A 24,886-nucleotide genomic window follows, 5' to 3' on the forward strand; every position below is an offset into this window, starting at 1 on the left:
TTACCCCCGGGTGGACCGGGGGCGCACCCCTCGGCCGGGGCGCGGAGCCATGACGCCGGCGGAGAGGAACGCCGTCCAGGCGGCCGACCCGACGACGATCACCGGCCCGCCGGCGTCCAGCTTGCTGTCCCGGACGGGAACGACACCGGGGACTCCGTCGGCGACTTCGAGGCACTCGCCTCCGTTGCCGTCGCTGTAGGTGCTCTTGCGCCAGCTTGCGTTACTCAGTTCGTACTCACGCATCGTCTGAAGTCCTCCGCTGCCGACTCGATCAGGGCCAGCGATGCTTCCGGCGGAAGCGCGGCGGCCCTGATCAGATCGTATGTCGAGGTCGCACGCTTCACCACGGCCGGATCGTCCAGCAAATTGCCCGAATACACTGCTTCTGTATAGGCCGTGGGTGGCGCGTCGTCGAACTCCATCAGCCGCAGCGTTCCGTTCATGACCGCGTATGCGCCGACCTTGTACGGCAGCACCTGCACCACCACCGTCCGCTCCCGTGTGAGCGCCGCCACGTGCTCCAGTTGCCGTGCCATGCCGATGAGTCCACCGACCGGGATACGCAGTACGTGCTCGTGGAGAACCACCCAGTAGGTGGGCCGTTTCGCGTCCTTGAGGAGAAGTTGGCGCTCCATTCGGCCCGACACCTTGTTCTCGATGTGCTCGTCCGACGCGAAGGGGTTCATCGCCAGAGTGACTGACCTCGCGTACTCCGGCGTCTGCAGCAGTCCCGGAACCAGCGCGGGCGCGAAGTCGCAGATCTTGGTCGCCTGCGCTTCCAACTCCGCCGCCTTCGCGAAGTATTCCGCGTACCGGCGGTCGTCGATCAGCTTCCTGCACAGCCGCTCGAAAATACCGTCGGTTTGCAGGGTCTCGTCGATGCGCTGGGCCACGTCCCATTGGGGTTTTCGGATGGCCTGTTCGAACTGGCCGATGTAGCCGCCGGAGACGAACACCCGTGTCCCCAGTTCCACCTGCGTGAACCCGGCGTCCTCGCGGCGCCGCTTCAGCTCCGCGCCGAAGAACTCCCACGCCGCCTGGCGAGAACCGTTGGCCATTGTTAACCCCTTTGTGCAGCCCCGCATTTGTAGGGCGTGAACCCCTTCCGAGTGTAAGCACGCAGCGTCACTCTTGAGATACGAAGAGTGAAGGTCGATGGGAAAGGGAATCAGCGTGACGGCACGACATGCGGCGCACTGCGTCGAGGAAGCGGAGGAAGTGGTGAAGGAATTGCGGGCGGCACTCGCGAAGGCCGGAATTTCCCTGCCGTCACTGGGTCTCGACCCGGTGAGTCTTGCGCGGGAGGCGCCCTGTCCGCTCGTCGAATTGGGGCGGTGTTCCGTCGAGACCGCGCGGAGGATCGCGGCGGCGGTGTCGCGGTGAAGCCGCCCGTGGGTGCGCATGTCGTGGACACCGGGACCGAGCGGATCGGCATCGTCATGGGGTACGAGGGCCCCTACGTCCAGCTGAGACCGTACGGCGGCGGCCGGGAGTGGGACGCCGATCCCGGCGTCGTGCGGCGCGCGACCCCGGCCGAGCGGCTGCGCGCGGCGACCGCCTACGTCAACGCGCGCAGCCGGGGGGAGCTGTCCTGACGCGGGTCACAGCGGCCAGTTGCGCAGGGCTGCGTCGGCCATCTCCTGGAGCTCGTCGCGGCCGACACCGCCGGCGGCCTGGACGGCGATGCCGAAGGCGAGGGTGGTGACGTAGCGGGACAGCAGTCCGGGGTCCGTCTCCGGCGGCAGTTCGCCCTCGTCGACGGCTCGCCGGAACCGGTCCCGCAGGCGGACGCAGCCGTCGTTGCGCCAGGCGGCGAGGAGGTCGCGGACCGCCTGCGCGGAGTCACCGGTGGCCAGGGCGCCCTGGACGCCCAGGCATCCCCGGGGGTGTGCCGGGCGGGTGGTGGTGCGGATGGTGCCCGCCAGGATCGCGGTGGCGGTGCGGTGCGCGGTCGGCTCGTCCAGGGCCCGGGCGAGGTAGGCGCTCGGGCCCTCGGTGTAGCGCTCCAGGGCCTTGCGGAACAGCTCCTCCTTGTTGCCGAAGGCCGCGTACATGCTGGTGGTGGAGATGCCCATCGCGCCGGTCAGGGTGGCCAGGCTGGCGCCTTCGTAGCCCTGTTCCCAGAAGACCAGCATGGCGCGTTCGAGGGCCTCGTCCGTGTCGAATCCCCGGGGTCGGCCGATGGGGCCGCTCTGCTTGGTTGCCACGCCCTCAGCCTACCTCTTCCGCATCGGTCGCTACAGAAGTGCTACCGTTCCGACTTCCGCATCGATCGATGCGGAACCTTGGGAGGGAACACTCATGGGACTGCTCGAAGGCAAGACCGCCGTCGTCACCGGCGGCGGGACCGGAATCGGCCTGGCCAGTGCCGTACGGCTGGCCGAGGAGGGCGCGCACGTCTTCATCACCGGGCGGCGCGAGGCCGAACTCGACGCGGCCGTCGAGGTGATCGGCCCGGAGGCCACCGCGGTGGCCGCCGACATCTCGGACCCGGCCGCCCTGGACCGGCTCTACGACGCGGTCCGCGGCAGGGGGCGGGGGCTGGACGTCCTGTTCGCGAACGCCGCGGTCGCCGAGTTCGTGCCGCTGGAGGCGATCACCGAGGAGCACTTCGACCGGCACTTCGACATCAACGTCCGGGGCACGCTGTTCACCGTGCAGAAGGCGCTTCCCCTGCTCAACGAGGGAGCCTCGGTGATCCTCAACGGATCCACCAACGTGGACGCCGGCGACGAGGCGTTCGGCCTGTACGCGGCGAGCAAGGCCGCCGTCCGGTCGTTCTCCCGGACCTGGGCCAACGAGCTCAAGGGGCGCGGTGTCCGGGTCAACACCATCACGCCCGGCCCGGTGGACACCCCCGGCCTGACGGGACTGGCTCCCGACGCGGAACAGGCCGCGGGCCTCAAGACCCACCTGGCCACCCAGGTGCCGCTGGGACGGCTCGGGCGCCCGGAGGAGGTCGCCGCGGCCGTGGCCTTCCTCGCCTCCGGGCAGAGCAGCTTCATCACCGGTTCGAGCCTGTACGTCGACGGCGGCCTGAACCAGATCTGAGGTCCCCCGTGGTGCGTCCGGGCGGGGGCCGGGCGCACCTGCGGGCACGGGGCGGTGCCCGCGTACGGGAGAATGGGTCCATGAGTCTGTTCCGCGACGACGGCATCGTGCTGCGCACCCAGAAGCTGGGGGAGGCGGACCGGATCATCACCCTGCTCACCCGCGGTCACGGCCGGGTACGCGCCGTGGCGAGGGGGGTGCGCCGGACGAAGTCGAAGTTCGGCGCCCGCCTCGAACCGTTCTCGCACGTGGACGTGCAGTTCTTCTCCAGGGGCAGCGAACTGGTCGGGCGCGGGCTGCCGCTGTGCACCCAGAGCGAGACGATCGCGCCGTACGGCGGCGGGATCGTGACGGACTACGGGCGCTACACCGCCGGGACGGCCATGCTGGAGACGGCCGAGCGGTTCACCGACCACGAGGGGGAGCCGGCGGTGCAGCAGTACCTGCTGCTGGTCGGGGCCCTGCGGACGCTCGCCCGGGGCGAGCACGCGCCGCCCCTCGTGCTCGACGCGTTCCTGCTGCGCTCCCTCGCCGTCAACGGGTACGCGCCGACCTTCACCGACTGCGCGAAGTGCGGGATGCCCGGACCGAACCGGTTCTTCTCGGTCGCGTCCGGCGGTTCCGTCTGCGTCGACTGCCGGGTGCCCGGCAGCGTCGTACCCTCACCGCAGGCCCTGGAACTCCTCGGAGCGCTGCTTACGGGAGACTGGGAGACCGCGGACGCGTGCGAGGCGCGCTACGTCCGGGAGGGGAGCGGGCTGGTGTCCGCCTACCTGCACTGGCACCTGGAGCGCGGGCTGCGCTCGCTCCGGTTCGTCGAGAAGTGACGCGCGCAGCGCACAGCCAGAGGAGACGAGAGGCACATGGTCGTACGCGGGTTCCTGGGGCGTCAGCGCCGGGAGTACAGGACGCCGGAACCGCACCCGTCGGGCGCGCGGCCGCCGAGGCTCCCCGGGGAGCTGGTCCCGAACCACGTGGCGATCGTCATGGACGGCAACGGGCGCTGGGCGAAGGAGCGCGGGCTGCCCCGCACGGAGGGGCACAAGGTCGGCGCCGAGCGGGTGCTGGACGTGCTCCAGGGCGCCGTCGAGATGGGTGTGGGGGCGATCTCGCTGTACGCCTTCTCCACCGAGAACTGGAAGCGCTCCCCGGACGAGGTGCGCTTCCTGATGAACTTCAACCGTGACTTCATCCGCAAGACCCGTGACCAGCTGGACGAGCTGGGGATCCGGGTGCGGTGGGTCGGGCGGATGCCCAAACTGTGGAAGTCGGTGGCCAAGGAGCTCCAGATCGCGCAGGAGCAGACGAAGGACAACGACCGGCTGACCCTGTACTTCTGCATGAACTACGGCGGACGCGCCGAGATCGCCGATGCCGCGCAGGCGCTCGCGGAGGACGTGAGGGCCGGGCGGCTCGACCCGTCGAAGGTGAACGAGAAGACCTTCGAGAAGTACCTGTACTACCCGGACATGCCGGACGTGGACCTGTTCCTGCGGCCGAGCGGTGAGCAGCGCACGTCCAACTACCTGCTGTGGCAGAGCGCCTACGCCGAGATGGTCTTCCAGGACGTGCTGTGGCCGGACTTCGACCGGCGGGACCTGTGGCGGGCCTGCCTGGAGTTCGCCTCCCGCGACCGGCGGTTCGGCGGGGCCATCCCGAACGAGGAACTGCTGGCCATGGAGGGGCGCCAGGAGTCCTGAGCGGGCGTGCGCGCCGGGAGGGGTCAGCGAGGCGGGCCGCGCCGCCCCGTGCGCCGAGGGTGCGGCGGGGTGGGTGCTGCCGGGGGCGTGGGGCACCCGCGCCGCCCGGCGACGGCGGGTGCCCGCCACCCTCACCCACTCCCGGCCCGGCACGAGCGGGGGATCCCCGGGCGGTCCGTGCGCGGGGGCGCTACGCCGCCGCGCACTCCGCGCAGGTGCCGAAGATCTCCACGGTGTGGGCCACGTTGACGTAGCCGTGTTCGGCCGCGATGGCCTCGGCCCACTTCTCCACGGCCGGGCCCTCGACCTCGACCGCCTTGCCGCAGGTGCGGCAGACCAGGTGGTGGTGATGGTCGCCGGTGGAGCAGCGGCGGTAGACGGACTCGCCGTCCGCGGTGCGCAGGACGTCGACCTCGCCCGCGTCGGCGAGGGACTGCAAGGTGCGGTACACCGTGGTGAGTCCGACCGAGTCGCCCTTGTGCTTGAGCATGTCGTGCAGTTCCTGCGCGCTGCGGAACTCGTCGACCTCCTGGAGGCAAGCCGCCACGGCGGCGCGCTGCCGGGTGGCGCGGCCCTTCACGGGCGGTCCTGCGGTCGTCACGGGATTGCCTCCTCACGTCTGGCCTCTGCCCGGGCCATTGTGCCAGCCCGGGCGGAGGAGAGTCGGGCGCCGTCCCCCTGGAGGGTGTCCGACACATTCCCGCGGCGTCGCGATCATGTGCCGGACACCTGCTAGTCGGCCGTGCGGCCGGCCGGAATCGCGCACTCCGCCGGATCGCCGCCCGGATGGGCGGCGGCGAGCGCCCGGGCGCGGCGGCGGGCCAGCGGGGCGGCCAGCGCGGTCAGCGCGATGAACGCGGCGATGGTCAGCAGCACGATCGTCGCGCCGGGCGGCACGTCCTGGTGGTACGAGGTGACCGTGCCGCCGATGGTCACGGTCACGCCGATCGCGACGGCGATGGCGAACGTGGCGGCGAAGCTCCGGGTGAGCTGCTGGGCCGCCGCGACCGGCACCACCATGAGCGCGCTCACCAGCAGCAGGCCGACCACGCGCATCGCGACGGAGACCGTCACGGCCGCCGTGACCGCCGTCAGCAGGTTGAGGAACCGCACCGGCAGGCCCGTCACCCGCGCGAACTCCTCGTCCTGGCTCACCGCGAAGAGCTGCTTGCGCAGACCGACGGTGACGAGCACCACGAACGCGGCCAGCACGCAGATGGCGGTGACGTCGGACTCCGAGACCGTGGACAGGGAGCCGAAGAGGAAGGAGGAGAGGCTGCCGGTGGAGCCGCCGGGGGCGAGGTTGATGAACATCACGCCGCCGGCCATGCCGCCGTAGAAGAGCATCGCGAGGGCGATGTCGCCGCGGGTCTTGGCGTACCAGCGGACCAGTTCCATGAAGACGGCGCCGAGGACGGAGATCAGCGTCGCCATCCACACCGGGGACCAGCTGAGCAGGAAGCCGAGGCCGACGCCGGTCATGGCGACGTGGCCGATGCCGTCGCCCATGAGGGCCTGGCGGCGCTGGACCAGGTAGATGCCGACGGCGGGGGCGGTGATGCCGACCAGGACGGCGGCGAGCAGTGCCCGCTGCATGAAGGCGTAGTCGAGGATCTCCATCAGCTCAGCAGTCCCGTACGGATCGGTTCGGCGCCCGCGGGGGCGTGCGGGTGGACGTGGTCGTGGCCGGGCAGGGCGTGCTGGCCGACGGCCTTCGGGGGCGGGCCGTCGTGCACGACGCAGCCGTCGCGCAGCACGACCGCCCGGTCGATCAGGGGCTCCAGCGGGCCCAGTTCGTGCAGGACCAGCAGGACGGTCGCACCCTCGGCCACCTGGCCCCTCAGGGTCTTCGCCAGGACCTCCTGGCTGGCCAGGTCGACGCCCGCCATCGGCTCGTCCATGATCAGCAGTTCGGGGGCGGCGGCGAGCGCGCGGGCGATCAGGACCCGCTGGTGCTGGCCGCCGGAGAGGGCGTCGACGGAGTCCTTGGCGCGGTCCGCCATGCCGACGAGGTCCAGGGCGTGCCGTACGGCCTCGCGGTCGGCCTTGCGGAAGAGACCGAAGCGGGTACGGGAGAGGCGGCCGGAGGAGACGACCTCGGTGACCGTGGCGGGCACGCCTCCGGCGGCGGTGGTGCGCTGCGGGACGTAGCCCACGCGCGCCCAGTCGCGGAACCGGTGCCGGGCGGTGCCGAACAGCTCGATCCCGCCGGCGGTGACCGGCACCTGGCCGATGACGGTGCGCACGGCCGTCGACTTGCCGGAGCCGTTGGCGCCGAGCAGGGCGACGACCTCGCCGCGGCGCACGGTGAGGTCGATGCCGCGCAGCACGGGGCGGGCGCCCAGCTCGGCGCGGACGCCCCGCAGGGAGATGACGGGTTCGGTCGTCGTCATGCCGTCCTCCGGTGGTGTGCCGCTCACTTGGCGCCCAGGGCCTTCTGCAGGGCCGCGAGGTTGGCCTCCATGACCTGGAAGTAGTCCTCGCCGCGGGAGTCGTCGGTGATGCCCTCGATCGGGTCGAGGACGTCCGTCCTGAGTCCGGCGTCGGCGGCGAGGGTCCTGGCGGTCCGGTCGCTGACGAGGGTCTCGTAGAAGACGGTGGTGACGCCGTCGGCCTTCGCGGTCTCCTGGAGTTCCTTCACGCGGGCGCCGCTGGGCTCCGACTCGGGGTCCAGGCCGCTGATGGCCTCCTCGGTCAGGCCGTAGCGTTCGGCGAGGTGACCGAAGGCGGCGTGCGTGGTGATGAAGACGCCGGTCCTCCGGTCCGCGAGGCCGGTCTCGAACTTCTCGTCCAGGGCGTTCAGCTTGCCGACCAGGGCGGCGGTGTTCTTCTTGTAGTCGGCGGCGTGGTCGGGGTCGGCCTTCTCGAAGGCCTTGCCGACTCCCTCGGCGACCTCGGCGTACTTGACCGGGTCGAGCCAGACGTGCGGGTCCTGGCCCTCCTCGTGCTCGTGGTCGTGGCCGTGCTCCCCGTCCTCGTGGCCGTGTTCGTCCTCGTGACCGCCGGACTCGGCGGCGTGGGACTCCAGGGAGGTCAGGGTGGCCGCGTCGATCTTCGTCCTGATCCCGGACTGGCCGATGGCCTCGTCGACGGTGGGCTGGAGGCCCTTGAGGTAGAGGGCCGCGTCGGAGTCCTGGAGCCGCGCGGTCTGCTTGGCGCTGATCTCCAGGTCGTGCGGCTCCTGGCCGGGCTGGGTGAGACTGGTGACGCTGACGTGCTCGCCGCCGATCTGCTCGGCGAGGAAGGCCATCGGGTAGAACGACGCGACGACGTCGAACTTGTCGGTGTTGCCCGCGGCGGAACTGTCGGAGGAGCAGGCGGTGAGGCCGCCGAGGCCGAGGGCGGTGACCGCGGCCAGGGCGGCCGCGGATATGTGGCGTCGTCGTACGTTCATGACACTCATTTTCAACTAATATGGAAACCGTTGTCAACAAAGCACGTGAGGGGCCTGTAGCGGACACCGAATTGGTCGCGGGGCAGGCCACGCCGGTAGCCTGAGTGCTTCGCTGGAAGCAATCTCGCTTCGTCGCCCGTCGTCGTAATGAAGAGAGCACCGTGGCCGCCGACAAGATCGACACCATCGTCAGCCTGAGCAAGCGCCGTGGCTTCGTATTCCCCAGTAGTGAGATCTACGGCGGTACGAAGGCCGCCTGGGACTACGGACCGCTGGGTGTCGAGCTCAAGGAAAACCTGAAGCGCCAGTGGTGGCGCTACATGGTCACCTCGCGCGAGGACGTGGTCGGCATCGACTCGTCCGTGATCCTCGCCCCGGACGTGTGGGTCGCCTCCGGTCATGTCGCGACCTTCACGGACCCGCTGACCGAGTGCACCTCCTGCCACAAGCGGTTCCGCGCGGACCACCTGGAGGAGGCGTACGAGGAGAAGAAGGGCCGCGCCCCGGAGAACGGCCTCGCCGACCTCAGCTGCCCCAACTGCGGCAACAAGGGCACCTTCACCGAGCCCAAGCAGTTCTCGGGCCTGCTCTCCACCCACCTCGGCCCGACGCAGGACTCCGGCTCCGTCGCCTACCTGCGTCCCGAGACCGCCCAGGGCATCTTCACCAACTTCGCCCAGGTGCAGACCGCTTCGCGCAAGAAGCCGCCGTTCGGCATCGCCCAGATGGGCAAGTCCTTCCGCAACGAGATCACGCCCGGCAACTTCATCTTCCGCACCCGCGAGTTCGAGCAGATGGAGATGGAGTTCTTCGTCAAGCCGGGCGAGGACGAGCAGTGGCAGGAGTACTGGATGGAGCAGCGCTGGAACTGGTACACCGGTCTCGGCCTGCGCGAGGAGAACATGCGGTGGTTCGAGCACCCGAAGGAGAAGCTCTCCCACTACTCCAAGCGCACCGCTGACATCGAGTACCGCTTCCAGTTCGGCGGCAGCGAGTGGGGCGAGCTGGAGGGTGTCGCCAACCGCACCGACTACGACCTGGGCGCCCACTCCAAGGCGTCCGGCCAGGACCTCGCCTACTTCGACCAGGAGGCCGGCGAGCGCTGGACGCCGTACGTCATCGAGCCGGCGGCCGGTGTCGGCCGGGCCATGCTCGCCTTCCTGCTCGACGCCTACGTCGAGGACGAGGCGCCCAACGCCAAGGGCAAGATGGAGAAGCGGACCGTGCTGCGGCTCGACCACCGCCTCGCGCCGGTGAAGGCGGCCGTGCTCCCGCTGTCCCGCAACGCCGAGCTGTCGCCGAAGGCGAAGGGGCTCGCGCAGGCGCTGCGGCAGAACTGGAACATCGAGTTCGACGACGCCGGTGCGATCGGGCGCCGTTACCGCCGCCAGGACGAGATCGGCACGCCGTTCTGCGTCACGGTCGACTTCGACACGCTGGACGACAACGCGGTGACCGTGCGCGAGCGCGACACCATGAAGCAGGAGCGCGTCTCGCTGGACCAGATCGAGGGGTACCTGGCGGCCCGTCTGATCGGCGCCTGAGACTCCGGCCGGATGCCGGGTCCCCGCGTGGAGCGGGGGCCCGGCTCCGTCGTTCTCACAGGTCGAGGTCCACGTAGAGCGCGGCGTGGTCGGACGCCGCGTCGGCCTTGGACGTCACGGTGTCGAAGGACTTGATCTCCTCGTGGAAGATCCCGCGCGTCTCGAGTCCCACGTGCTGCACCCGCTGCCACAGCGGCGGCGGGAGGAGCAGGTAGTCGATCTTGTCCCGCTCCGACTTGCACGCTCCGAAGGTGCCGGGGAGCCCCCGGTAGGCGGGGTGGCTCATCACGTCGCGCAGACCGGTGTCCCGCAGCACCGCGGCCGTCTCGCTCTCCGGGTCGTCGTTGAGGTCCCCGGCGACCATGACGTGGGGAGTGCGCTCCAGCACGGCGCGGTGGATCTCCGCGACACGCTTCGCCTGGGCGAGCCGCAGCTCGGGGTCGTCGCGGGACTTGCTCTTGAGGTGGTTGCCGAGGATCACGAGCGAGGTCCCGTCGAGCCGGATCTCGAACTCGGGGCAGTCGCGGCTGAAGAGCCGCTGGTCGGGACGGGCCGGGTTGGTGTCGAAGAGGTGGGACCGCACGGACGTGATCGGCTCACGGCTGAGGACGCCGACGTCGATGCCCCGGCTGTCGTTGCCGTCGACCAGCAGGTTGTACGGGTAGGGCCGCCTGCCGAACGCCCCGGCCAGCACCTGGGTGTTGAAGCGCTCCAGGGTGAGCCGGTCCTCCACCTCCACGGTGAGGAGGATGTCCGCGTCGACCTCCGCGACCACCCGGCCGGTGTTGCGCACCACGTCGATGTCGAGGTCGTCCTTCCCCAGTTCGGCCCAGCCGGCCCATGAGGTACGCCCCGCGGCGGTGACCTCGACCCTGGTGTTCTTCCCGGAGCCGGACGTCCTGAACAGCCCCGAGTCCTTGCCCGGGCGGGACTGGTTGACGTAGATCGGCGGCGGGTTCTTCGGATCGGTCTCGTACGCCCGGTGCTTCTCGACGAGCCGGGCGATCTCCGCCTTGTCCCCGTCGCGGTACGCCAGCAGGTCGAGGAGGGCGACCAGTTCGGCGAAGTCGCCGAGGACCTCCTCGCGCCGCGCCGCGTCCTCCAGGCGGAAGACCGTGGGCCGGCGGAAGACGTTCTCCATGTTGAAGGTGGCGATGCGGATGCTCATGACGCCTCCTCGGGCGGCGGCGCAGGAGTGCCGCGCGGCCGGCGGCAGGCGCCGCCGAGAGCTGCCCGCCGACACCCTCCATTGTCCGGGTGGCGGGGCGTCCCGTCCTGACGGGCGGCGGCCCGCTCAGGCCGCCGTCGGGTCCACCGTGGCCTGGTGCGCCTCCGTCAGGTGCTCCTGCGCCTTGAGCCACGGCAGGAACTGGGCGCCCTGACGCCAGCCGCAGGTGTCGCACCTGATCGTGCGCTGTACGCCGGTGCGTTGGACGTGGACGGTGTGCTCTCGGCCGTGCAGGTCCCAGCGGCTGACTTTGCTGGTGTCGATCTGCGGCATGGTGCCTCCGGCGGTTCGGCAGGGCGTTGGTGTCGCCGTTCCTTGTGCCCCCGTTCGGCGACGACAAGGAGTGTGCCGCAGAAGTGAGTTCGGCGGGGGTGATTCGGCGGGGGCCGGGGCTTGGGTCCGCGCGGCCCGGCGCGGGCCGGTTCAGGTGGTGGCGCCCGTGGTGCGGGGGGCCTCCGCCGACGCGAGGTTCCTCGCGGCCCGCTCCGCCGTGCCGCGGGCCCAGCGGCCCGAGGTGAGGGCGCCCACCACGAGGACCGCCAGGCCGCAGACGGTGAGGATCCACCAGGCCGGCCGTGCCGCCGTCACGAACGCCTCCGCGTACGACGACGAGCCCACCCCCGCCGCCAGCACCGCGCCGACGACCGCCACCCCCAGCGCCTGGCCCAGCTGACGGCTGGTGGACGCGACCGCCGAGGCCACCCCCGCCTGCGCGGTCGGCATGCCGGAGACGGCCGTGTTGGTGATCGGGGCGTTGACGAAGCCGAAGCCGACGCCGAAGAGGACGTACCCGAGGAAGAGGGCCGGGTCGGACGTCTCGGCCTCGAAGAGGGCGAAGAGGAGCCCGCTCACCGTCATCGCCCCGCCCGCGATCAGCAGCGGCAGACGCGGTCCCCGGCTGCCGATCAGCCGCCCGGACAGCGGGGCGCACAGGAAGGTCGGGACGGCCATCGGGAGCATCCACAGGCCCGCGTCCAGCGCGCTCAGCCCTCGCACGTTCTGCAGGTACAGCGTCGACAGGAACAGGAACCCGCCGAGCGCCGCGAACGCGCTCACCGCTATCACGGTGGCCCCGCTGAACGGAGCCGAGCGGAAGAAGCGCAGGTCGATGAGGGGTTCGCGACGGCGCGGCTCGTAGCGGAGGAGGGCGAGGAGGGCGGCCAGGGCCAGCACGGCGAAGGGGGCGATCGCCTGCGGGGAGGCGTGCGGGGCCTCGATGATCGCGTAGGTGAGGGAGCCGAACAGGATCATGACCAGGACCTGTCCGACCGGGTCGGCGCGGCGGGCCTTCGGGGCGCGGGACTCCGGGACGAAGCGCCGGGTGAGCAGCAGCGCGGCCAGGCCCACCGGGAGGTTGATCCAGAAGATGGCGCGCCAGCCGACCGACTCCACCAGCACGCCCCCGATCAGCGGACCGGCGGCCATGGAGATGCCGACGACCGCGCCCCACACCCCGATCGCCCGGGCGCGCTCGCGCGGGTCGGTGAAGGTGTTGGTGATGATCGACATGGCGACCGGGTTCAGCATGGAACCGCCGACCGCCTGCACCATCCGGAACACCACCAGCCACGACAGGTCCGGAGCCAGCGAGCACAGCGCCGAGCCGAGGGTGAAGACCACCAGGCCCGTCGTGAACACCCGTCTGCGGCCGATCCGGTCCGCCGTGGAGCCCGCGAGCATCAGCAGCGAGGCCAGGACCAGCGTGTACGCGTCGATGGTCCACTGCAGCCCCGAGGTGCTCGCGTCGAACTCCCGCTGCAGCGCGGGCAGGGCGACGTTCAGGACCGTGTTGTCCAGGCTCACGATCAGCAGGCTCATGCAGCAGATCGCGAGCACCAGCATGCGTCGGCCGTGGCTGAGCTCGGGCATGGTCGTCATCGTACGCCGATTTCAATAGTGCGGTTAACTAATGACCGCTACACGATCACCGTGCCGGGTACCCCGCGGCATGCGGGACAATGGGGGAATGCCCACGCCCTCGCCGACCGTGAACACCGTCCTGCCCATCGGCCCGCACGCGGTACGACCGCCCGTCGTGCTCGCGCCCATGGCCGGGATCACCAACGCCCCCTTCCGCACCCTGTGCAGGGAGTTCAGCGGGGGCAAGGGGCTGTTCGTCAGCGAGATGATCACCACCCGGGCGCTGGTCGAGCGCAACGAGAAGACCATGCAGCTGATCCGGTTCGACGCCGGTGAGAAGCCGCGCTCCATCCAGCTGTACGGCGTCGACCCGGCGACCGTCGGCAAGGCCGTCCGCATGATCGTGGAAGAGGACCTCGCCGACCACATCGACCTCAACTTCGGCTGCCCGGTCCCCAAGGTGACCCGCAAGGGCGGCGGCTCGGCCCTCCCCTACAAGCGGAACCTGCTGCGGTCCATCCTGCGCGAGGCGGTCGCCGGGGCGGGCGACCTGCCGGTGACGATGAAGATGCGCAAGGGCATCGACGACGACCACCTGACCTACCTGGACGCCGGCCGGATCGCCGTCGAGGAGGGCGTGACCGCCATCGCGCTGCACGGCCGCACCACCGCCCAGCACTACGGCGGCACCGCCGACTGGGACGCCATCGCGCGGCTCAAGGAGCACGTGCCGGAGATCCCGGTGCTCGGCAACGGCGACATCTGGTCGGCCGAGGACGCGCTCAGGATGGTGCGCGAGACGGGCTGCGACGGGGTGGTCGTGGGCCGGGGCTGCCTGGGCCGGCCGTGGCTGTTCGCGGACCTGGTGGCCGCGTTCGAGGGGCGGGCCGACGACCGTGCGCGGCCGGCCCTGAGGGAGGTCGCCGACACCATGGTCCGGCACGCCACCCTGCTGGGGGAGTGGCTCGGTGACGAGTCCCGCGGCGTGATCGACTTCCGCAAGCACGTCGCCTGGTACCTGAAGGGCTTCGCGGTCGGCTCCGAGATGCGCAAGCGGCTCGCGGTCACCTCCTCGCTGGAGGAACTGCAGGCCGGGCTCGACGAGCTGGACCTGGACCAGCCCTGGCCGGCCGGCGCCGACGGCCCGCGCGGCCGTACGTCCGGGAACAACCGGGTGGTGCTGCCGGACGGCTGGCTGAAGGACCCCTACGACTGCGCGGGGGTCGGCGAGGAAGCGGAACTCGACACCTCCGGCGGCTGATCCGGCGCCCCGCCGGTCAGTCCCCGGTGGGGTGCGGGACGGAGCCGAAGGCGGTCAGGAAGCGGTCGCGGAAGGCGTTCATCGGCCACACGGGCGCGTCCTTCGCCGGCCGCAGCCCGTCCGTCCAGTTCCAGCCGTCGGTCTTCTCCAGCACCTCCGGGTCCTTGGCGACCACCGTCACCGGCACGTCCCGGTTCGCGCCGTGACCGCTCACCTGGGCGATGGGCTGGTGGTCGCCGAGGAAGACGAGCACCGTGTCGTCGGTGCCGTAGCGCTCCAGCCACTCGGTGAGGCTGGTGACCGAGTACTGGATCGACCTGCCGTACTCCCGCCGGGACTCGGTGGAGTCGGCGATGACGTCGGCGGACTTCCGCCCCGCCTTCGCGACGGCGTCGAAGAGGGAACCGTCGCCGAGGTCGTCCCAGTCGACCATCTCGGGGAGCGGTGCCCACGGCTGGTGGCTGGAGGTGAGGATGATCTCCGACATCAGCGGCCTGGCGCGCGCCCTGCCGTGCTCCAGGCGCTCGTACGCCTCCAGGGCGTACTGGTCCGGCATGGGCGACCAGCTGAACTTCGGTCCCCGGTAGCCCAGGTCGAAGGCGTCGTAGACCTTGTCGAGGCCGTACCACTCGGCCTCCGGCCACGCCTTCTGCACGCCCGGCATGACGCCGACGGTGTCCCAGGCGCCGGTCTTGCGGAAGGCCTTGGTGAGGGTGAGGCGGTCGCCGTTGGTGACGGTGCGGTAGCGCTGCTGGTTGTCGATCCACAGGCCGGACAGGGTGGTGGAGTGACCGAGCCAGCTGCTGCCGCCGAACGTCGCCGAGGTGAGCCAGCCGCTGCGCGCCCGGTAGCCGGCCTTCGCGAGCGCGGCGGTCCGGGCGTCGACGGTCCCGGTGACGCCGGGCGCGATGAGCGGGTCCTCCAGGGCGCTGCGGCCGTAGCTCTCGATGAAGGCGAAGACGACGTCCTTGCCGCGCAGGTCCGGGACGAGCTGGTCGGGGGGAGTGGCGCCGAAGGCGTCCTCGCGGGCCTCCTTGGCGAACGCGGCCTCGTCGCGCAGGGTGTCCACCACGCGCCGGGTCTGCCCCTTCACCGCCTGCGCGGCCAGGTCGGAGGCGACCGGCACCCCGGCGACCTGCACCCCGAGCGCGGTGCAGGTGATCCACACGGTGCACGCGACGAGCGTGCCCCGGCCGGCGCGGGCGCGGTGCCGGGCCAGCAGGTCGCCCAGACGGACGGTGGCCAGCGCCATGACGGTCACCAGGAGCAGGGCGAGCAGGACGGCGCCGACGGCCGCGGCGTCGGCCGCGGTGTCGCCCATCGAGTCCTCCAGGTAGGACTGGGCGTCGTCGAGCAGCCCCCAGTCGAGTACGACGTTGAAGCCGCGGCCCAGGTACTCGCCGAAGCCGATGTCCAGCAGGTTGAGCACGGTCAGTACGCCGATCCCCGCCCCGTACAGCGCGGCCACGACGACGCGCGGCCGGCGGGGGAGGGCGAGCAGCAGCACGGCTCCGACGATCGCCTCGGCGGGGATGCGGGTGAAGCGGTCGGCGCGCACCGCCGGGGCGGTGTTGGGCAGCAGGAGGGCGCCGACGACCAGCACCGCGGCGAGGACGTGGACGGTCCACCGGAGGGTGCGGGCGGCGGTGGGGTGCGCGTCGCGTGCGGCACGCAGGCGTGTGCGGACGCGTGGGCGGGGCAGAGCGCGCAGGCGTGCGAGGACACGAGTGAAGGCGGGCAACCCGGAGGTTCCTTCCGTACCGAGGCCGGTGAGGAGGCGGACCCGGCGTGGGGGTCCGGGTCCGCCTCAGTTCCGTACGGGCGCGGCGGCCGGTGTGTTCATCTGACCGGGGATTTCCTGGGGAAGGGCGTGCGCCCGGGGGCTGCTCCGGCCGGGTGACCGGGACGTCCGCATGGTGAAATCCGCAGCCGTGTGGCAGCGTGATTCTCGCCACCCCTGATAAGGGTTGCGCTCAGATGAGCGGATCTTGAGCGAGTGCACTTCTCAAAGGTTGGCACTCAGTGCCATCCCTTGATCGTTCATCGAGCGAAATCAGACGTGGCCACAGTCGCTCACATGAGCGGCTACGGGGCCGGTGGGCGAGGTGACGCGTTCAAGAAGTGAAAACATTCGACGTCGACGGCTTGCCAAGCTTTGACTTTCAATCCGCTGGCGCACGAGTGGTTACAGGCGCATGACGCACAAGTGGACGTACCCAGACGCCTTTGATCTGGGTACATTCCTCGCCGTCAGGGCAGCCACCGCGTCCTCGAGGGAGTCGAGACCCGTGTCGGAAAACAAAGATCCCCACGTAGCCCAGCCGGGCACGAGCGTTGAGGGCGTGAAGTTCGTCTACGACTTCACCGAGGGCAACAAGGACCTCAAGGACCTGCTCGGCGGCAAGGGTGCCAACCTCGCCGAGATGACCAACCTGGGCCTTCCCGTCCCGCCCGGCTTCACCATCACCACCGAGGCGTGCAAGACCTACCTCGACAGTGGCGAGGAGCCCGCGGCACTGCGTGACGAGGTGAGTGCGCACCTCGACGCCCTCGAAGCGACGATGGGCAAGAAGCTCGGCCAGGCCGACAACCCCCTCCTCGTCTCGGTCCGCTCCGGCGCCAAGTTCTCCATGCCGGGCATGATGGACACCGTCCTCAACATCGGCCTGTCGGACAAGTCCGTGCAGGGCCTGGCCAAGCAGGCCGGCGACGACCGGTTCGCGTGGGACTCCTACCGGCGCCTCATCCAGATGTTCGGCAAGACCGTCCTCGGCGTCGACGGCGAACTCTTCGAGGACGCGCTGGAGGCGGCGAAGGCGGCCAAGAAGGTCACCGTCGACACCGAGCTGGAGGCCGCCGACCTCAAGAAGCTCGTCACCAAGTTCAAGAAGATCGTCAAGACCGAGGCCGGCCGGGACTTCCCGCAGGACCCGCGCGAGCAGATGGACCTCGCCATCAAGGCCGTCTTCGACTCCTGGAACGGCGACCGCGCCAAGCTGTACCGCCGCCAGGAGCGCATCCCGCACGACCTCGGCACCGCCGTCAACGTCTGCTCCATGGTCTTCGGCAACCTCGGCCCCGACTCCGGCACCGGTGTCGCCTTCACCCGCGACCCCGCCTCGGGCCACCAGGGCGTCTACGGCGACTACCTGCAGAACGCGCAGGGCGAGGACGTGGTCGCGGGCATCCGCAACACCGTGCCGCTCGCCGATCTGGAGTCGATCGACAAGAAGTCGTACGACCAGCTCATGCAGATCATGGAGACCCTGGAGAACCACTACAAGGATCTCTGCGACATCGAGTTCACCATCGAGCGCGGCCAGCTGTGGATGCTGCAGACCCGCGTCGGCAAGCGCACCGCGGGCGCGGCCTTCCGCATCGCGACCCAGCTCGTCGACCAGGGCCTGATCGACGAGGCCGAGGCGCTCTGCCGGGTCAACGGCGCCCAGCTCGCCCAGCTGATGTTCCCCCGCTTCGACGACGAGTACGCCCGCGGCGGGGAAGGGGTCGAGCAGGTCGGGCGCGGCATCGCCGCCTCCCCGGGCGCGGCGGTCGGCAAGGCGGTCTTCGACTCCTACACCGCCGTCAAGTGGTCCCGCTCCGGCGAGAAGGTCATCCTGATCCGCCGCGAGACCAACCCCGACGACCTGGACGGCATGATCGCGGCCGAGGGCATCCTCACCTCGCGCGGCGGCAAGACCTCGCACGCGGCCGTGGTCGCCCGCGGCATGGGCAAGACCTGCGTCTGCGGCGCCGAGGAACTCGAGGTCGACACCAAGCGCCGCCGGATGACCGTCCCCGGCGGGCACGTGGTGGAGGAGGGCGACGTCGTCTCCATCGACGGCTCCTCCGGCAAGGTGTACCTCGGTGAGGTCCCGGTCGTCCCCTCCCCGGTCGTCGAGTACTTCGAGGGCCGCATGCACCCGGGCGCCGACGACGCCGACGAGCTCGTCGAGGCCGTGCACCGGATGATGGCCTTCGCGGACCGCAAGCGCCGGCTGCGCGTGCGCGCCAACGCCGACAACGCCGAGGACGCGCTGCGCGCCCGCCGCTTCGGCGCCCAGGGCATCGGCCTGTGCCGCACCGAGCACATGTTCCTCGGTGACCGGCGCGAACTCGTCGAGCGGCTGATCCTGGCCGACACCGAGGTCGAGCGCGAGGAGTCGCTGAAGGCGCTGCTTCCGCTGCAGAAGCAGGACTTCGTCGAACTGTTCGAGGCCATGGACGGCCTTCCCGTCACCATCCGCCTGCTCGACCCGCCGCTGCACGAGTTCCTGCCCGACATCACCGAACTGTCGGTCCGTGTCGCCCTCGCCGAGTCCCGGCAGGAGCCGCACGAGAACGAACTGCGCCTGCTCCAGGCGGTGCACCGGCTGCACGAGCAGAACCCGATGCTCGGTCTGCGCGGTGTCCGCCTCGGCCTGGTCATCCCCGGGCTGTTCACCATGCAGGTGCGGGCCATCGCGGAGGCCGCCGCCGCCCGCAGGACCGCCAAGGGCGACCCGCGCGCGGAGATCATGATCCCGCTGGTCGGCACGGTCCAGGAGCTGGAGATCGTCCGCGAGGAGGCCGACCAGGTCATCGCCGAGGTCGAGGAGGCCACCGGCACCTCGCTGAGGCTCTCCATCGGCACGATGATCGAGCTCCCGCGGGCCGCGCTGACCGCCGGCCAGATCGCGGAGGCGGCCCAGTTCTTCTCCTTCGGCACGAACGACCTCACCCAGACGGTGTGGGGCTTCTCCCGGGACGACGTGGAGGCCTCGTTCTTCACCGCCTACCTGGAGAAGGGCATCTTCGGGGTGTCGCCGTTCGAGACGATCGACAAGGACGGTGTCGGCTCCCTGGTGAAGCTGGCCGCCAAGGCCGGCCGCGAGACCCGCCCCGACCTCAAGCTCGGCGTCTGCGGAGAGCACGGCGGCGACCCGGAGTCCGTCCACTTCTTCCACGAGGTCGGCCTGGACTACGTCTCCTGCTCCCCGTTCCGCATCCCGGTCGCCCGCCTGGAGGCCGGCCGCGCGGCGGTCACCTCGACGGGCAGCGACCACCGCTGAACCCCGGAGCCGTCGTCTGTCACCCGACCACCCTCACCGATCGGCGACGGCTCCGGATCACGAAAGGAGAGAGCGGCACCCGTGCGGGGGTGCCGCTCTCTCGCCTGTGTAGGGTCCGCTGCAGCCAGAGTCACGGGGCCGCGAAGGCCATGACACGGGGGGACGCAGTGCCGATACGCATGCGCAGGAGCACCATCAGACCGCTGAGCAGGATGGGCGGGTACGCCGTCGACCCGTGGCAGTCCGTGCGCCGCACGCTCGCTGTGGCGGGGTACGGGTGGCTGGCCGCGCTGGTCACCGGGTACGTCTCCTACCTGGCGCTCCGCTGGGTCTGGGTGCCCATCGCCGTGGGCGTGGTGCTGTGCCTGGCGTTCGTCGTCGCCCTCATCGTGCTGCACCGCGCGGCGTGGATCGCCCTGCTGTCCGTGGTGCCCGGGCTGTTCATCCTGGTCGGGGCCGTCCAGTACGCCCCCGAACTGGCGCTGGAGGTGCGCGGGGTGCGCGAGAGCGTGGTGATCGTCGCGGACGACGCGACCGGGAAGGACGGCAGCAACCACCGGTACACGCTGCGCACGGCGGACGGTGAGGAACTGACGGAGCGGCTGACCTACAACGGCTCCGCCTGGGCCCCGAAGGTGGGCGAACGGCTCGACGTCATCCGTGACCCGGAGGGCGTGGTGCCCATGGAGCAGGCGGACGAGGTGGACGCCGCCGGGCGGCTCGGCGCACTGGGCGCCGGGCTCGTGGCCTGGACGCTCATGGCGGTACTGGCCGGCTGGCGCGGGCACGTGCGCCGCCGGAAGGGCAAAACCGACTCCCTGCTGCTGTCCCTGTGAGCCGCGGGGGAGCCGGCCGGCCGGCTCCCCCGCGCCGGAGCGGTGTCAGCGGTTGTCGCGCCGCTTGCGGGCCGCGATCATCAGGCCGCCGCCCAGCAGCACCACGGCCGCGCCGCCCGCCGCGATGTAGGGGGTGGTGTCGCTCCCGCCGGTCTCGGCGAGGTCGGTGCCGCCGCCGCTCTGCTCCTTGTCGCCGGTGCTGCCGGTGCTGTCGTCCCGGGAGTCCGTGCCGGTCTCCTCGTGCGGCACGAAGTCCGCGGGCGGCCGGTCGCAGCCGACGCCGTCGTTGTCCCGGTCGAGGTGCTTGCCGTAGTGGTCGTCGCCCTTGGCGATGTTCTTGTACCCGTTCTCGTACGCCTCGGTGCAGTTCTCGAACGGGTGGTTGCCGTCGTGCGCCACGGCGGTGGCCGGTACGGCGGCCAGCGCGAGGGCGGCGAGGAGCGCGGCGGCGGAGGTACGGAACGGATTCATGGTGTGGAGCCCCCCAGATCGGGCGTAAGCGTGTGCTCGGTACGAGGGTGCCGAAGCTACTGGGGGGCGCGTGATGTGTGGGAGATATGAAGAACCCGTGATGTGAACGTTACGTGACGGAGGTGTGGCTCTCCGCCACGGCCTCGCGCCGGGCCCGGGACCTACAGCGGTACCGCCACCGCCTCGTACGCCGTCACCCGTACCGTCTCGTCGTCCAGGCACCGGCCCGACTCCAGGTCGAAGCGCTGCTTGAGCAGCGGGGAGGCGACGAACGGGCGGCCCCGGTGGGTGCCGGTCAGGCCCCGGGAGAGGACCGCGGCGCCGGTGAACGGGTCGCGGTTGTCGACGGCGAAGAGCCGGCCCGAACGGTCGGCGAAGACGGCGGCCTGACGGCCGTCGGGGAGGAGGGCCGCCACCCCGCGGCCCGGCAGCAGCGCGCTCAGGTCGCAGACCGTGAACCAGTCGTCCGCGAGGCGGAGCCGGACCTTCAGACCGGTGGTCTCCAGTGTCCGGTCGGTGGTCTCCAGTGTCGGGGTCATCGCGTGGCGGTTCCTTCCAGGACGTCGTCGGCGGGCCGCAGGCCGATGGCCAGCAGCGGCAGGTCGGGCTTCATCTGGTCGCGCTCGGGGACGAAGGCGACCACCGGGTCGGGGGTGTCGGGCGCGTTCACGAAGGACACGAACCGGGCCAGCTTCCCGGGGTCGCTGATGGTCTCGGCCCACTCGTCGCGGTAGTGGGCGACATGGGCGGCCATCAGGTTCTCCAGTTCGTCGCAGATGCCGAGGGAGTCGTGCACCACGACGTCCCGCACGTGGTCCAGGCCGCCGGGGATCCGGTCCAGCCAGACGCTGGTGCGCTCCAGACGGTCGGCGGTGCGGATGTAGAACATCAGGAACCGGTCGATCAGCCGGACGAGTCCGGCGTCGGAGAGGTCCTGCGCGAGCAGGTCCGCGTGGCGCGGGGTGGCGCCGCCGTTGCCGCCGACGTAGAGGTTCCAGCCGCTGGCGGTGGCGATGACGCCGAAGTCCTTCGACCGGGCCTCCGCGCACTCGCGCTGGCAGCCGGAGACCGCCGACTTCAGCTTGTGCGGGGAGCGCAGTCCCCGGTAGCGCAGCTCCAGGTCGATCGCCATGCGCACCGAGTCCTGCACGCCGTACCGGCACCAGGTCTGCCCCACGCAGGACTTCACCGTGCGCAGCGACTTGCCGTAGGCGTGGCCCGACTCGAAGCCGGCGTCCACCAGCCGGGTCCAGATGAGGGGCAGTTGTTCGACGCGGGCACCGAACATGTCGATCCGCTGACCCCCGGTGATCTTCGTGTAGAGGCCGAAGTCGCGGGCGATCTCCCCGATCACGATCAGCTTCTCGGGGGTGATCTCCCCGCCGGGGATGCGGGGCACGACCGAGTACGAGCCGTTCTTCTGCAGGTTGGCCAGGAAGTGGTCGTTGGTGTCCTGGAGGGCGGCCTGCTCGCCGTCGAGGACGTGCGTGCTCGCGCCGATCGTGGGGGCGAGGGAGGCGATGATCGAGCCGACCGCCGGCTTGCAGACCTCGCAGCCGTCACCGCCCCGGGCGCCCTCCCGGCCGTGCCGGTCGAGCAGGTCCCGGAAGGAGGTGACGCGCAGCGCGAGGACGATCTCGTACAGCTCCTCGCGGGACTGGGAGAAGCAGCCGCACAGGCCCTTGTCGACCTCGACGCCGCTCGCCTCCAGCTCGGCCTCGACGAGCCTGCCCAGCACCTTGACGCAACTTCCGCAGGTCGTACCGGCCTTGGTGCACTTCTTCACCTCGGGCACGGTGGTGCACCGGTGTACGGTGACGGCCTCGCGGACGGTGCCCTTGCGGACGTTGTTGCAGGAGCAGATGATCGCGTCGTCCGGCAGCGCGGACGGGCCGAGCCGGACGGACGCCCCCGCACCGGCCGGCAGCACCAGCGACTCGGGCGGGACCGGCGGCACCGAGCCGGTGAAGGCCTTCAGCGTGCCGTACGCCTCCGCGTCGCCGACCAGGACGCCGCCGAGCAGCGTGCCGTCCCGGCCGACGACCAGCTTCTTGTACAGGCCCGCCCGGGAGTCGGAGTACACGACGTCGAGGCAGTCCCCGGTGGTGCCGTGCGCGTCGCCGAAGGACGCCACGTCCACGCCGAGCAGCTTCAGCTTGGTGGACAGGTCCGCGCCGGTGAACGCCGACCCGTCCCCGGCGAGGGTCGCCGCCACCGTCTCCGCCTGCTCGTAGCCGGGCGCGACCAGCCCGTACACCCGCCCGTCGGCGGCCAGCGCGCACTCGCCGATCGCGAACACGCGCGGGTCGGTGACCGTGCGGCACTGCTCGTCGACCGTGATGCCGCCGCGTTCGCCGACGTCGAGTCCGCAGTCGCGGGCGAGCTGGTCGCGGGGGCGCACACCGGCGGAGAACACCACCAGGTCGGTGGCGAGTTCGGAGCCGTCCGACAGTCTCATGCCGGTGACCGCGCCGTCCTCACCGACCACGATCTCCTGCGTGCCCACCCCCGTGTGCACGCTCAGGCCCATGTCCTCGATGGTGCGCAGCAGCGCCGCGCCACCGCCCTCGTCGACCTGCACCGGCATCAGCCGCGGTGCGAACTCCACGATGTGGGAGGTCAGTCCGAGGCCCTGGAGCGCGCCCGCCGCCTCCAGGCCGAGCAGCCCGCCGCCGACCACCGCGCCGGTCGTCGAGTTCTTCGCGTACTCCTCGATCGCGAGCAGGTCCTCGATCGTGCGGTAGACGAAGCAGCCCTCGGCGTCCTTGTTCGGCACCGGCGGCACGAACGGGTAGGAGCCGGTGGCCAGGACCAGGACGTCGTAGCGCACGACCAGTCCGGAGCGGGCGGTCACCTCGCGCGCCGCGCGGTCGACGGCCAGCGCCGGGTCGCCGACGCGCAGCTCGATGCCGTGCGCCTCGATGAACGCGGGGTCCGTCAGGGACAGGTCCCCGGGTGTCCTCCCCGAGAAGTACGAGGTGAGCTGCACCCGGTCGTACGCCGGACGCGGCTCCTCGCACAGCACGACCACCCGGTGCGTGGCGGTCAGGCCGCGCTCGGCGAGCGCCTGGAGGAAACGCTGGCCGACCATGCCGTGGCCGACGAGCACGATGGTCGGTGTGTCCGTGGACATCAGGAGCCTCCGTCGTTGGTGAGCAGGTGGAGCAGGGGCCCGCCGGCGGACGGGAGCGGCTCTGCTCCCTCCCAGGCGCGCGCGAGGGCGCCGACGGTGCCGAGTTCGCCGACCAGGACCCCGCCGACCAGGCGGTCGTCCCGGACGAGGACCTTGCGGTAGGTGCCGCGGGTGGCGTCGGTGAGCTGCACGACGTCGTCGCCCGGCAGCGCCTCGGTCTCACCGAACGCGGCCAGGTCGAAGGAGCCGGGACGGCCCGGGAGGGTGAGCCGGGTCAGGGCGCGGGTGCCGGTGTAGCGGGCGGTGGTGTCCCCGGCGAGCAGCGCGGCGAGCGCGTCGGCCTGTTCCAGGGCCGGGGCGGCGAGCCCGTACACCGTTCCGTCGTGCTGGACGCAGTCGCCGATCGCGTGGACGCACGGGTCGGAGGTGCGCAGCTCGTCGTCGACGACGATTCCCTCGCGGACGTCGAGGCCGGCCGCCCGCGCGAGCCCGGTGCGCGGGCGCACCCCGCACGCCAGGACCACGAGGTCGGCGTCGAGGGCGTACCCGTCGGCCATCTCCACCGAGCGGACCGTGCCGCCGACCGGGCGCACGTCCCGCACCCGGCACTCGGTGTGCACCTCCACACCGAGACCGGTCAGGTGGCGCCGCACGAGCGCGGAGGCGGCCGGGTCGAGCTGGCGTTCCATCAGCCGCTCGGACTGCTGGGCGAGGACGACCTGCGCGCCGCGCACGGCGAGCGCGCGGGCCGCGGAGACACCGAGCAGGCCGCCGCCGATCACCACCGCCCGCACCCCGGGCCGTACCGCTTCGGCCAGGCCCAGGCAGTCGTCCATGGTGCGGAAGGCGTGCACGCCCTCGGGCAGCTCCCGGCCGGCGGTGAACAGTCCGCGCAGCGCGGGGAGCACCGGGTTGGAGCCGGTGGCCAGGACCAGCCGGCCGTACCCGGTCACCGAGCCGTCCGCGAGGGTGAGGGTGCGGGCCGCGCGGTCGATGGCGGTGACCCGGGCCCGGGTGAGCCGCGCGGGCGCCGGGAGGGCGATCACCTCGGGGCTGTAGCGCCCGGCCAGCACCTCGGCGAGCAGCACCCTGTTGTACGGCCGGTGCTCCTCCTCGCCGATCAGCGTCACGGGCGTGCCGAGCTCGCCGAGCCGCCGGGCCAGTCGTACGCCCGCGAGGCCGGAGCCGATCACCACCACACGATCTGTCGAGGTCATGCCGTCGAGCGTGCGGTGCGGGTGTTACCCGTCGGCATCCCCGCTGTTTCCCGCGCGGAACGCTGCCCTCAGCGGGGGAGCGCCAGGGGTGTGAGGAAGCCGACCCGGGCGGCAACCTCAACAAACCCTCATCTTGATGG

At 71.2% G+C, this 24,886-nt stretch carries 24 protein-coding genes; 9 read left to right on the forward strand and 15 right to left on the reverse strand.

Annotation, left to right across the window (positions count from 1 at the left end; translation table 11 throughout):
- The gene (locus tag IE172_RS02280; protein ID WP_190095327.1) at nt 1-243 is read right to left on the reverse strand and encodes a DUF397 domain-containing protein; all 243 of its coding nucleotides are present in this window, start codon (nt 241-243) and stop codon (nt 1-3) included.
- Nucleotides 225-1,058, reverse strand: coding sequence for a helix-turn-helix domain-containing protein (locus IE172_RS02285; RefSeq protein WP_190095328.1), 834 nt, complete (start codon nt 1,056-1,058; stop codon nt 225-227). Before IE172_RS02285 ends, IE172_RS02280 begins: the two co-directional genes overlap by 19 nt.
- A 115-nt stretch (nt 1,059-1,173) precedes the next feature.
- Here IE172_RS02285 and IE172_RS02290 point away from each other — a divergent pair, with 115 nt between their 5' ends.
- On the forward strand, nt 1,174-1,383 hold the full coding sequence (locus tag IE172_RS02290) for a hypothetical protein (RefSeq protein WP_190095985.1): 210 nt from the start codon (nt 1,174-1,176) through the stop codon (nt 1,381-1,383).
- A complete protein-coding gene (locus IE172_RS02295) occupies nt 1,380-1,595 on the forward strand; it encodes a hypothetical protein (protein WP_190095329.1) in 216 nt (71 codons plus the stop codon). The genes IE172_RS02290 and IE172_RS02295 overlap by 4 nt, the downstream gene beginning before the upstream one ends.
- Before the next feature lie 6 nt (nt 1,596-1,601).
- On the opposite strand, the gene IE172_RS02300 is transcribed toward IE172_RS02295, so the two are convergent.
- Nucleotides 1,602-2,207: a TetR/AcrR family transcriptional regulator gene (locus tag IE172_RS02300; protein ID WP_190095330.1), complete on the reverse strand. Its 606-nt coding sequence runs from the start codon at nt 2,205-2,207 to the stop codon at nt 1,602-1,604.
- 94 nt (nt 2,208-2,301) lie between these two features.
- Here IE172_RS02300 and IE172_RS02305 point away from each other — a divergent pair, with 94 nt between their 5' ends.
- The 3 genes from IE172_RS02305 (at nt 2,302) to IE172_RS02315 (ending at nt 4,751) form a co-directional block, all read left to right on the forward strand.
- The gene (locus IE172_RS02305) at nt 2,302-3,051 is read left to right on the forward strand and encodes an SDR family oxidoreductase (protein WP_190095331.1); all 750 of its coding nucleotides are present in this window, start codon (nt 2,302-2,304) and stop codon (nt 3,049-3,051) included.
- A gap of 80 nt (nt 3,052-3,131) precedes the next feature.
- Nucleotides 3,132-3,878 (forward strand): DNA repair protein RecO, encoded by a 747-nt coding sequence (recO, locus tag IE172_RS02310; RefSeq protein ID WP_190095332.1) that lies wholly within the window; start codon nt 3,132-3,134, stop codon nt 3,876-3,878.
- A 36-nt stretch (nt 3,879-3,914) separates the two neighbouring features.
- Nucleotides 3,915-4,751: an isoprenyl transferase gene (locus IE172_RS02315; protein ID WP_190095333.1), complete on the forward strand. Its 837-nt coding sequence runs from the start codon at nt 3,915-3,917 to the stop codon at nt 4,749-4,751.
- 190 nt (nt 4,752-4,941) lie between these two features.
- Here the strand turns inward: IE172_RS02315 and IE172_RS02320 are convergent, their stop codons facing one another.
- The 4 genes from IE172_RS02320 to IE172_RS02335 all read right to left on the reverse strand — a co-directional run bounded on the left by IE172_RS02320 (nt 4,942) and on the right by IE172_RS02335 (nt 8,145).
- The gene (locus tag IE172_RS02320; protein ID WP_190095334.1) at nt 4,942-5,352 is read right to left on the reverse strand and encodes a Fur family transcriptional regulator; all 411 of its coding nucleotides are present in this window, start codon (nt 5,350-5,352) and stop codon (nt 4,942-4,944) included.
- A gap of 131 nt (nt 5,353-5,483) precedes the next feature.
- Nucleotides 5,484-6,371 (reverse strand): metal ABC transporter permease, encoded by an 888-nt coding sequence (locus IE172_RS02325; RefSeq protein ID WP_190095335.1) that lies wholly within the window; start codon nt 6,369-6,371, stop codon nt 5,484-5,486.
- Nucleotides 6,371-7,144: a metal ABC transporter ATP-binding protein gene (locus tag IE172_RS02330; protein WP_190095336.1), complete on the reverse strand. Its 774-nt coding sequence runs from the start codon at nt 7,142-7,144 to the stop codon at nt 6,371-6,373. Before IE172_RS02330 ends, IE172_RS02325 begins: the two co-directional genes overlap by 1 nt.
- A 23-nt stretch (nt 7,145-7,167) precedes the next feature.
- Nucleotides 7,168-8,145: a metal ABC transporter substrate-binding protein gene (locus IE172_RS02335; protein ID WP_190095337.1), complete on the reverse strand. Its 978-nt coding sequence runs from the start codon at nt 8,143-8,145 to the stop codon at nt 7,168-7,170.
- Nucleotides 8,146-8,306: 161 nt separating this feature from the next.
- Here IE172_RS02335 and IE172_RS02340 point away from each other — a divergent pair, with 161 nt between their 5' ends.
- Nucleotides 8,307-9,689 carry a glycine--tRNA ligase gene (locus IE172_RS02340; RefSeq protein ID WP_190095338.1) on the forward strand — a complete coding sequence of 461 codons (1,383 nt, stop codon included), beginning with the start codon at nt 8,307-8,309 and terminating at the stop codon, nt 9,687-9,689.
- A 55-nt stretch (nt 9,690-9,744) separates the two neighbouring features.
- Here IE172_RS02340 and IE172_RS02345 read toward each other — a convergent pair whose 3' ends face one another.
- The 3 genes from IE172_RS02345 to IE172_RS02355 all read right to left on the reverse strand — a co-directional run bounded on the left by IE172_RS02345 (nt 9,745) and on the right by IE172_RS02355 (nt 12,786).
- Complete coding sequence (locus tag IE172_RS02345) at nt 9,745-10,857, reverse strand: endonuclease/exonuclease/phosphatase family protein (protein WP_190095339.1); 1,113 nt, start codon at nt 10,855-10,857, stop codon at nt 9,745-9,747.
- Between the two features lie 126 nt (nt 10,858-10,983).
- Entirely contained in the window at nt 10,984-11,190 is a 207-nt protein-coding gene (locus IE172_RS02350) for a hypothetical protein (protein WP_190095340.1), read from the reverse strand.
- 150 nt (nt 11,191-11,340) lie between these two features.
- Nucleotides 11,341-12,786, reverse strand: coding sequence for an MFS transporter (locus IE172_RS02355; protein ID WP_190095341.1), 1,446 nt, complete (start codon nt 12,784-12,786; stop codon nt 11,341-11,343).
- A gap of 97 nt (nt 12,787-12,883) precedes the next feature.
- Between IE172_RS02355 and dusB the strand changes: the two genes are divergently transcribed.
- On the forward strand, nt 12,884-14,038 hold the full coding sequence (dusB, locus tag IE172_RS02360; protein WP_190095342.1) for a tRNA dihydrouridine synthase DusB: 1,155 nt from the start codon (nt 12,884-12,886) through the stop codon (nt 14,036-14,038).
- 16 nt (nt 14,039-14,054) lie between these two features.
- Here dusB and IE172_RS02365 read toward each other — a convergent pair whose 3' ends face one another.
- Nucleotides 14,055-15,779, reverse strand: coding sequence for an alkaline phosphatase family protein (locus IE172_RS02365; RefSeq protein WP_190095343.1), 1,725 nt, complete (start codon nt 15,777-15,779; stop codon nt 14,055-14,057).
- Nucleotides 15,780-16,326: 547 nt separating this feature from the next.
- On the opposite strand from IE172_RS02365, the gene ppdK reads away from it, so the two are divergent.
- Together ppdK and IE172_RS02375 are read left to right on the forward strand one after the other, a co-directional pair.
- On the forward strand, nt 16,327-19,089 hold the full coding sequence (ppdK, locus tag IE172_RS02370; protein ID WP_403378004.1) for a pyruvate, phosphate dikinase: 2,763 nt from the start codon (nt 16,327-16,329) through the stop codon (nt 19,087-19,089).
- A gap of 179 nt (nt 19,090-19,268) precedes the next feature.
- Nucleotides 19,269-19,925, forward strand: a complete 657-nt coding sequence (locus IE172_RS02375; RefSeq protein ID WP_229885752.1) for a hypothetical protein — start codon at nt 19,269-19,271, stop codon at nt 19,923-19,925.
- A 45-nt stretch (nt 19,926-19,970) separates the two neighbouring features.
- Here IE172_RS02375 and IE172_RS02380 read toward each other — a convergent pair whose 3' ends face one another.
- The 4 genes from IE172_RS02380 to IE172_RS02395 all read right to left on the reverse strand — a co-directional run bounded on the left by IE172_RS02380 (nt 19,971) and on the right by IE172_RS02395 (nt 24,746).
- Nucleotides 19,971-20,396 (reverse strand): LAETG motif-containing sortase-dependent surface protein, encoded by a 426-nt coding sequence (locus tag IE172_RS02380; protein WP_190095345.1) that lies wholly within the window; start codon nt 20,394-20,396, stop codon nt 19,971-19,973.
- Nucleotides 20,397-20,557: 161 nt separating this feature from the next.
- The gene (gene nirD / locus IE172_RS02385; RefSeq protein WP_190095346.1) at nt 20,558-20,935 is read right to left on the reverse strand and encodes a nitrite reductase small subunit NirD; all 378 of its coding nucleotides are present in this window, start codon (nt 20,933-20,935) and stop codon (nt 20,558-20,560) included.
- Nucleotides 20,932-23,529, reverse strand: a complete 2,598-nt coding sequence (gene nirB, locus IE172_RS02390) for a nitrite reductase large subunit NirB (protein ID WP_190095347.1) — start codon at nt 23,527-23,529, stop codon at nt 20,932-20,934. Before nirB ends, nirD begins: the two co-directional genes overlap by 4 nt.
- Nucleotides 23,529-24,746 carry an NAD(P)/FAD-dependent oxidoreductase gene (locus IE172_RS02395; protein ID WP_190095348.1) on the reverse strand — a complete coding sequence of 406 codons (1,218 nt, stop codon included), beginning with the start codon at nt 24,744-24,746 and terminating at the stop codon, nt 23,529-23,531. The genes nirB and IE172_RS02395 overlap by 1 nt, the downstream gene beginning before the upstream one ends.
- Between the last annotated feature and the right edge of the window lie 140 nt (nt 24,747-24,886).

The organism is Streptomyces griseoflavus (assembly GCF_014649995.1).
GTDB lineage: Bacteria > Actinomycetota > Actinomycetes > Streptomycetales > Streptomycetaceae > Streptomyces > Streptomyces griseoflavus.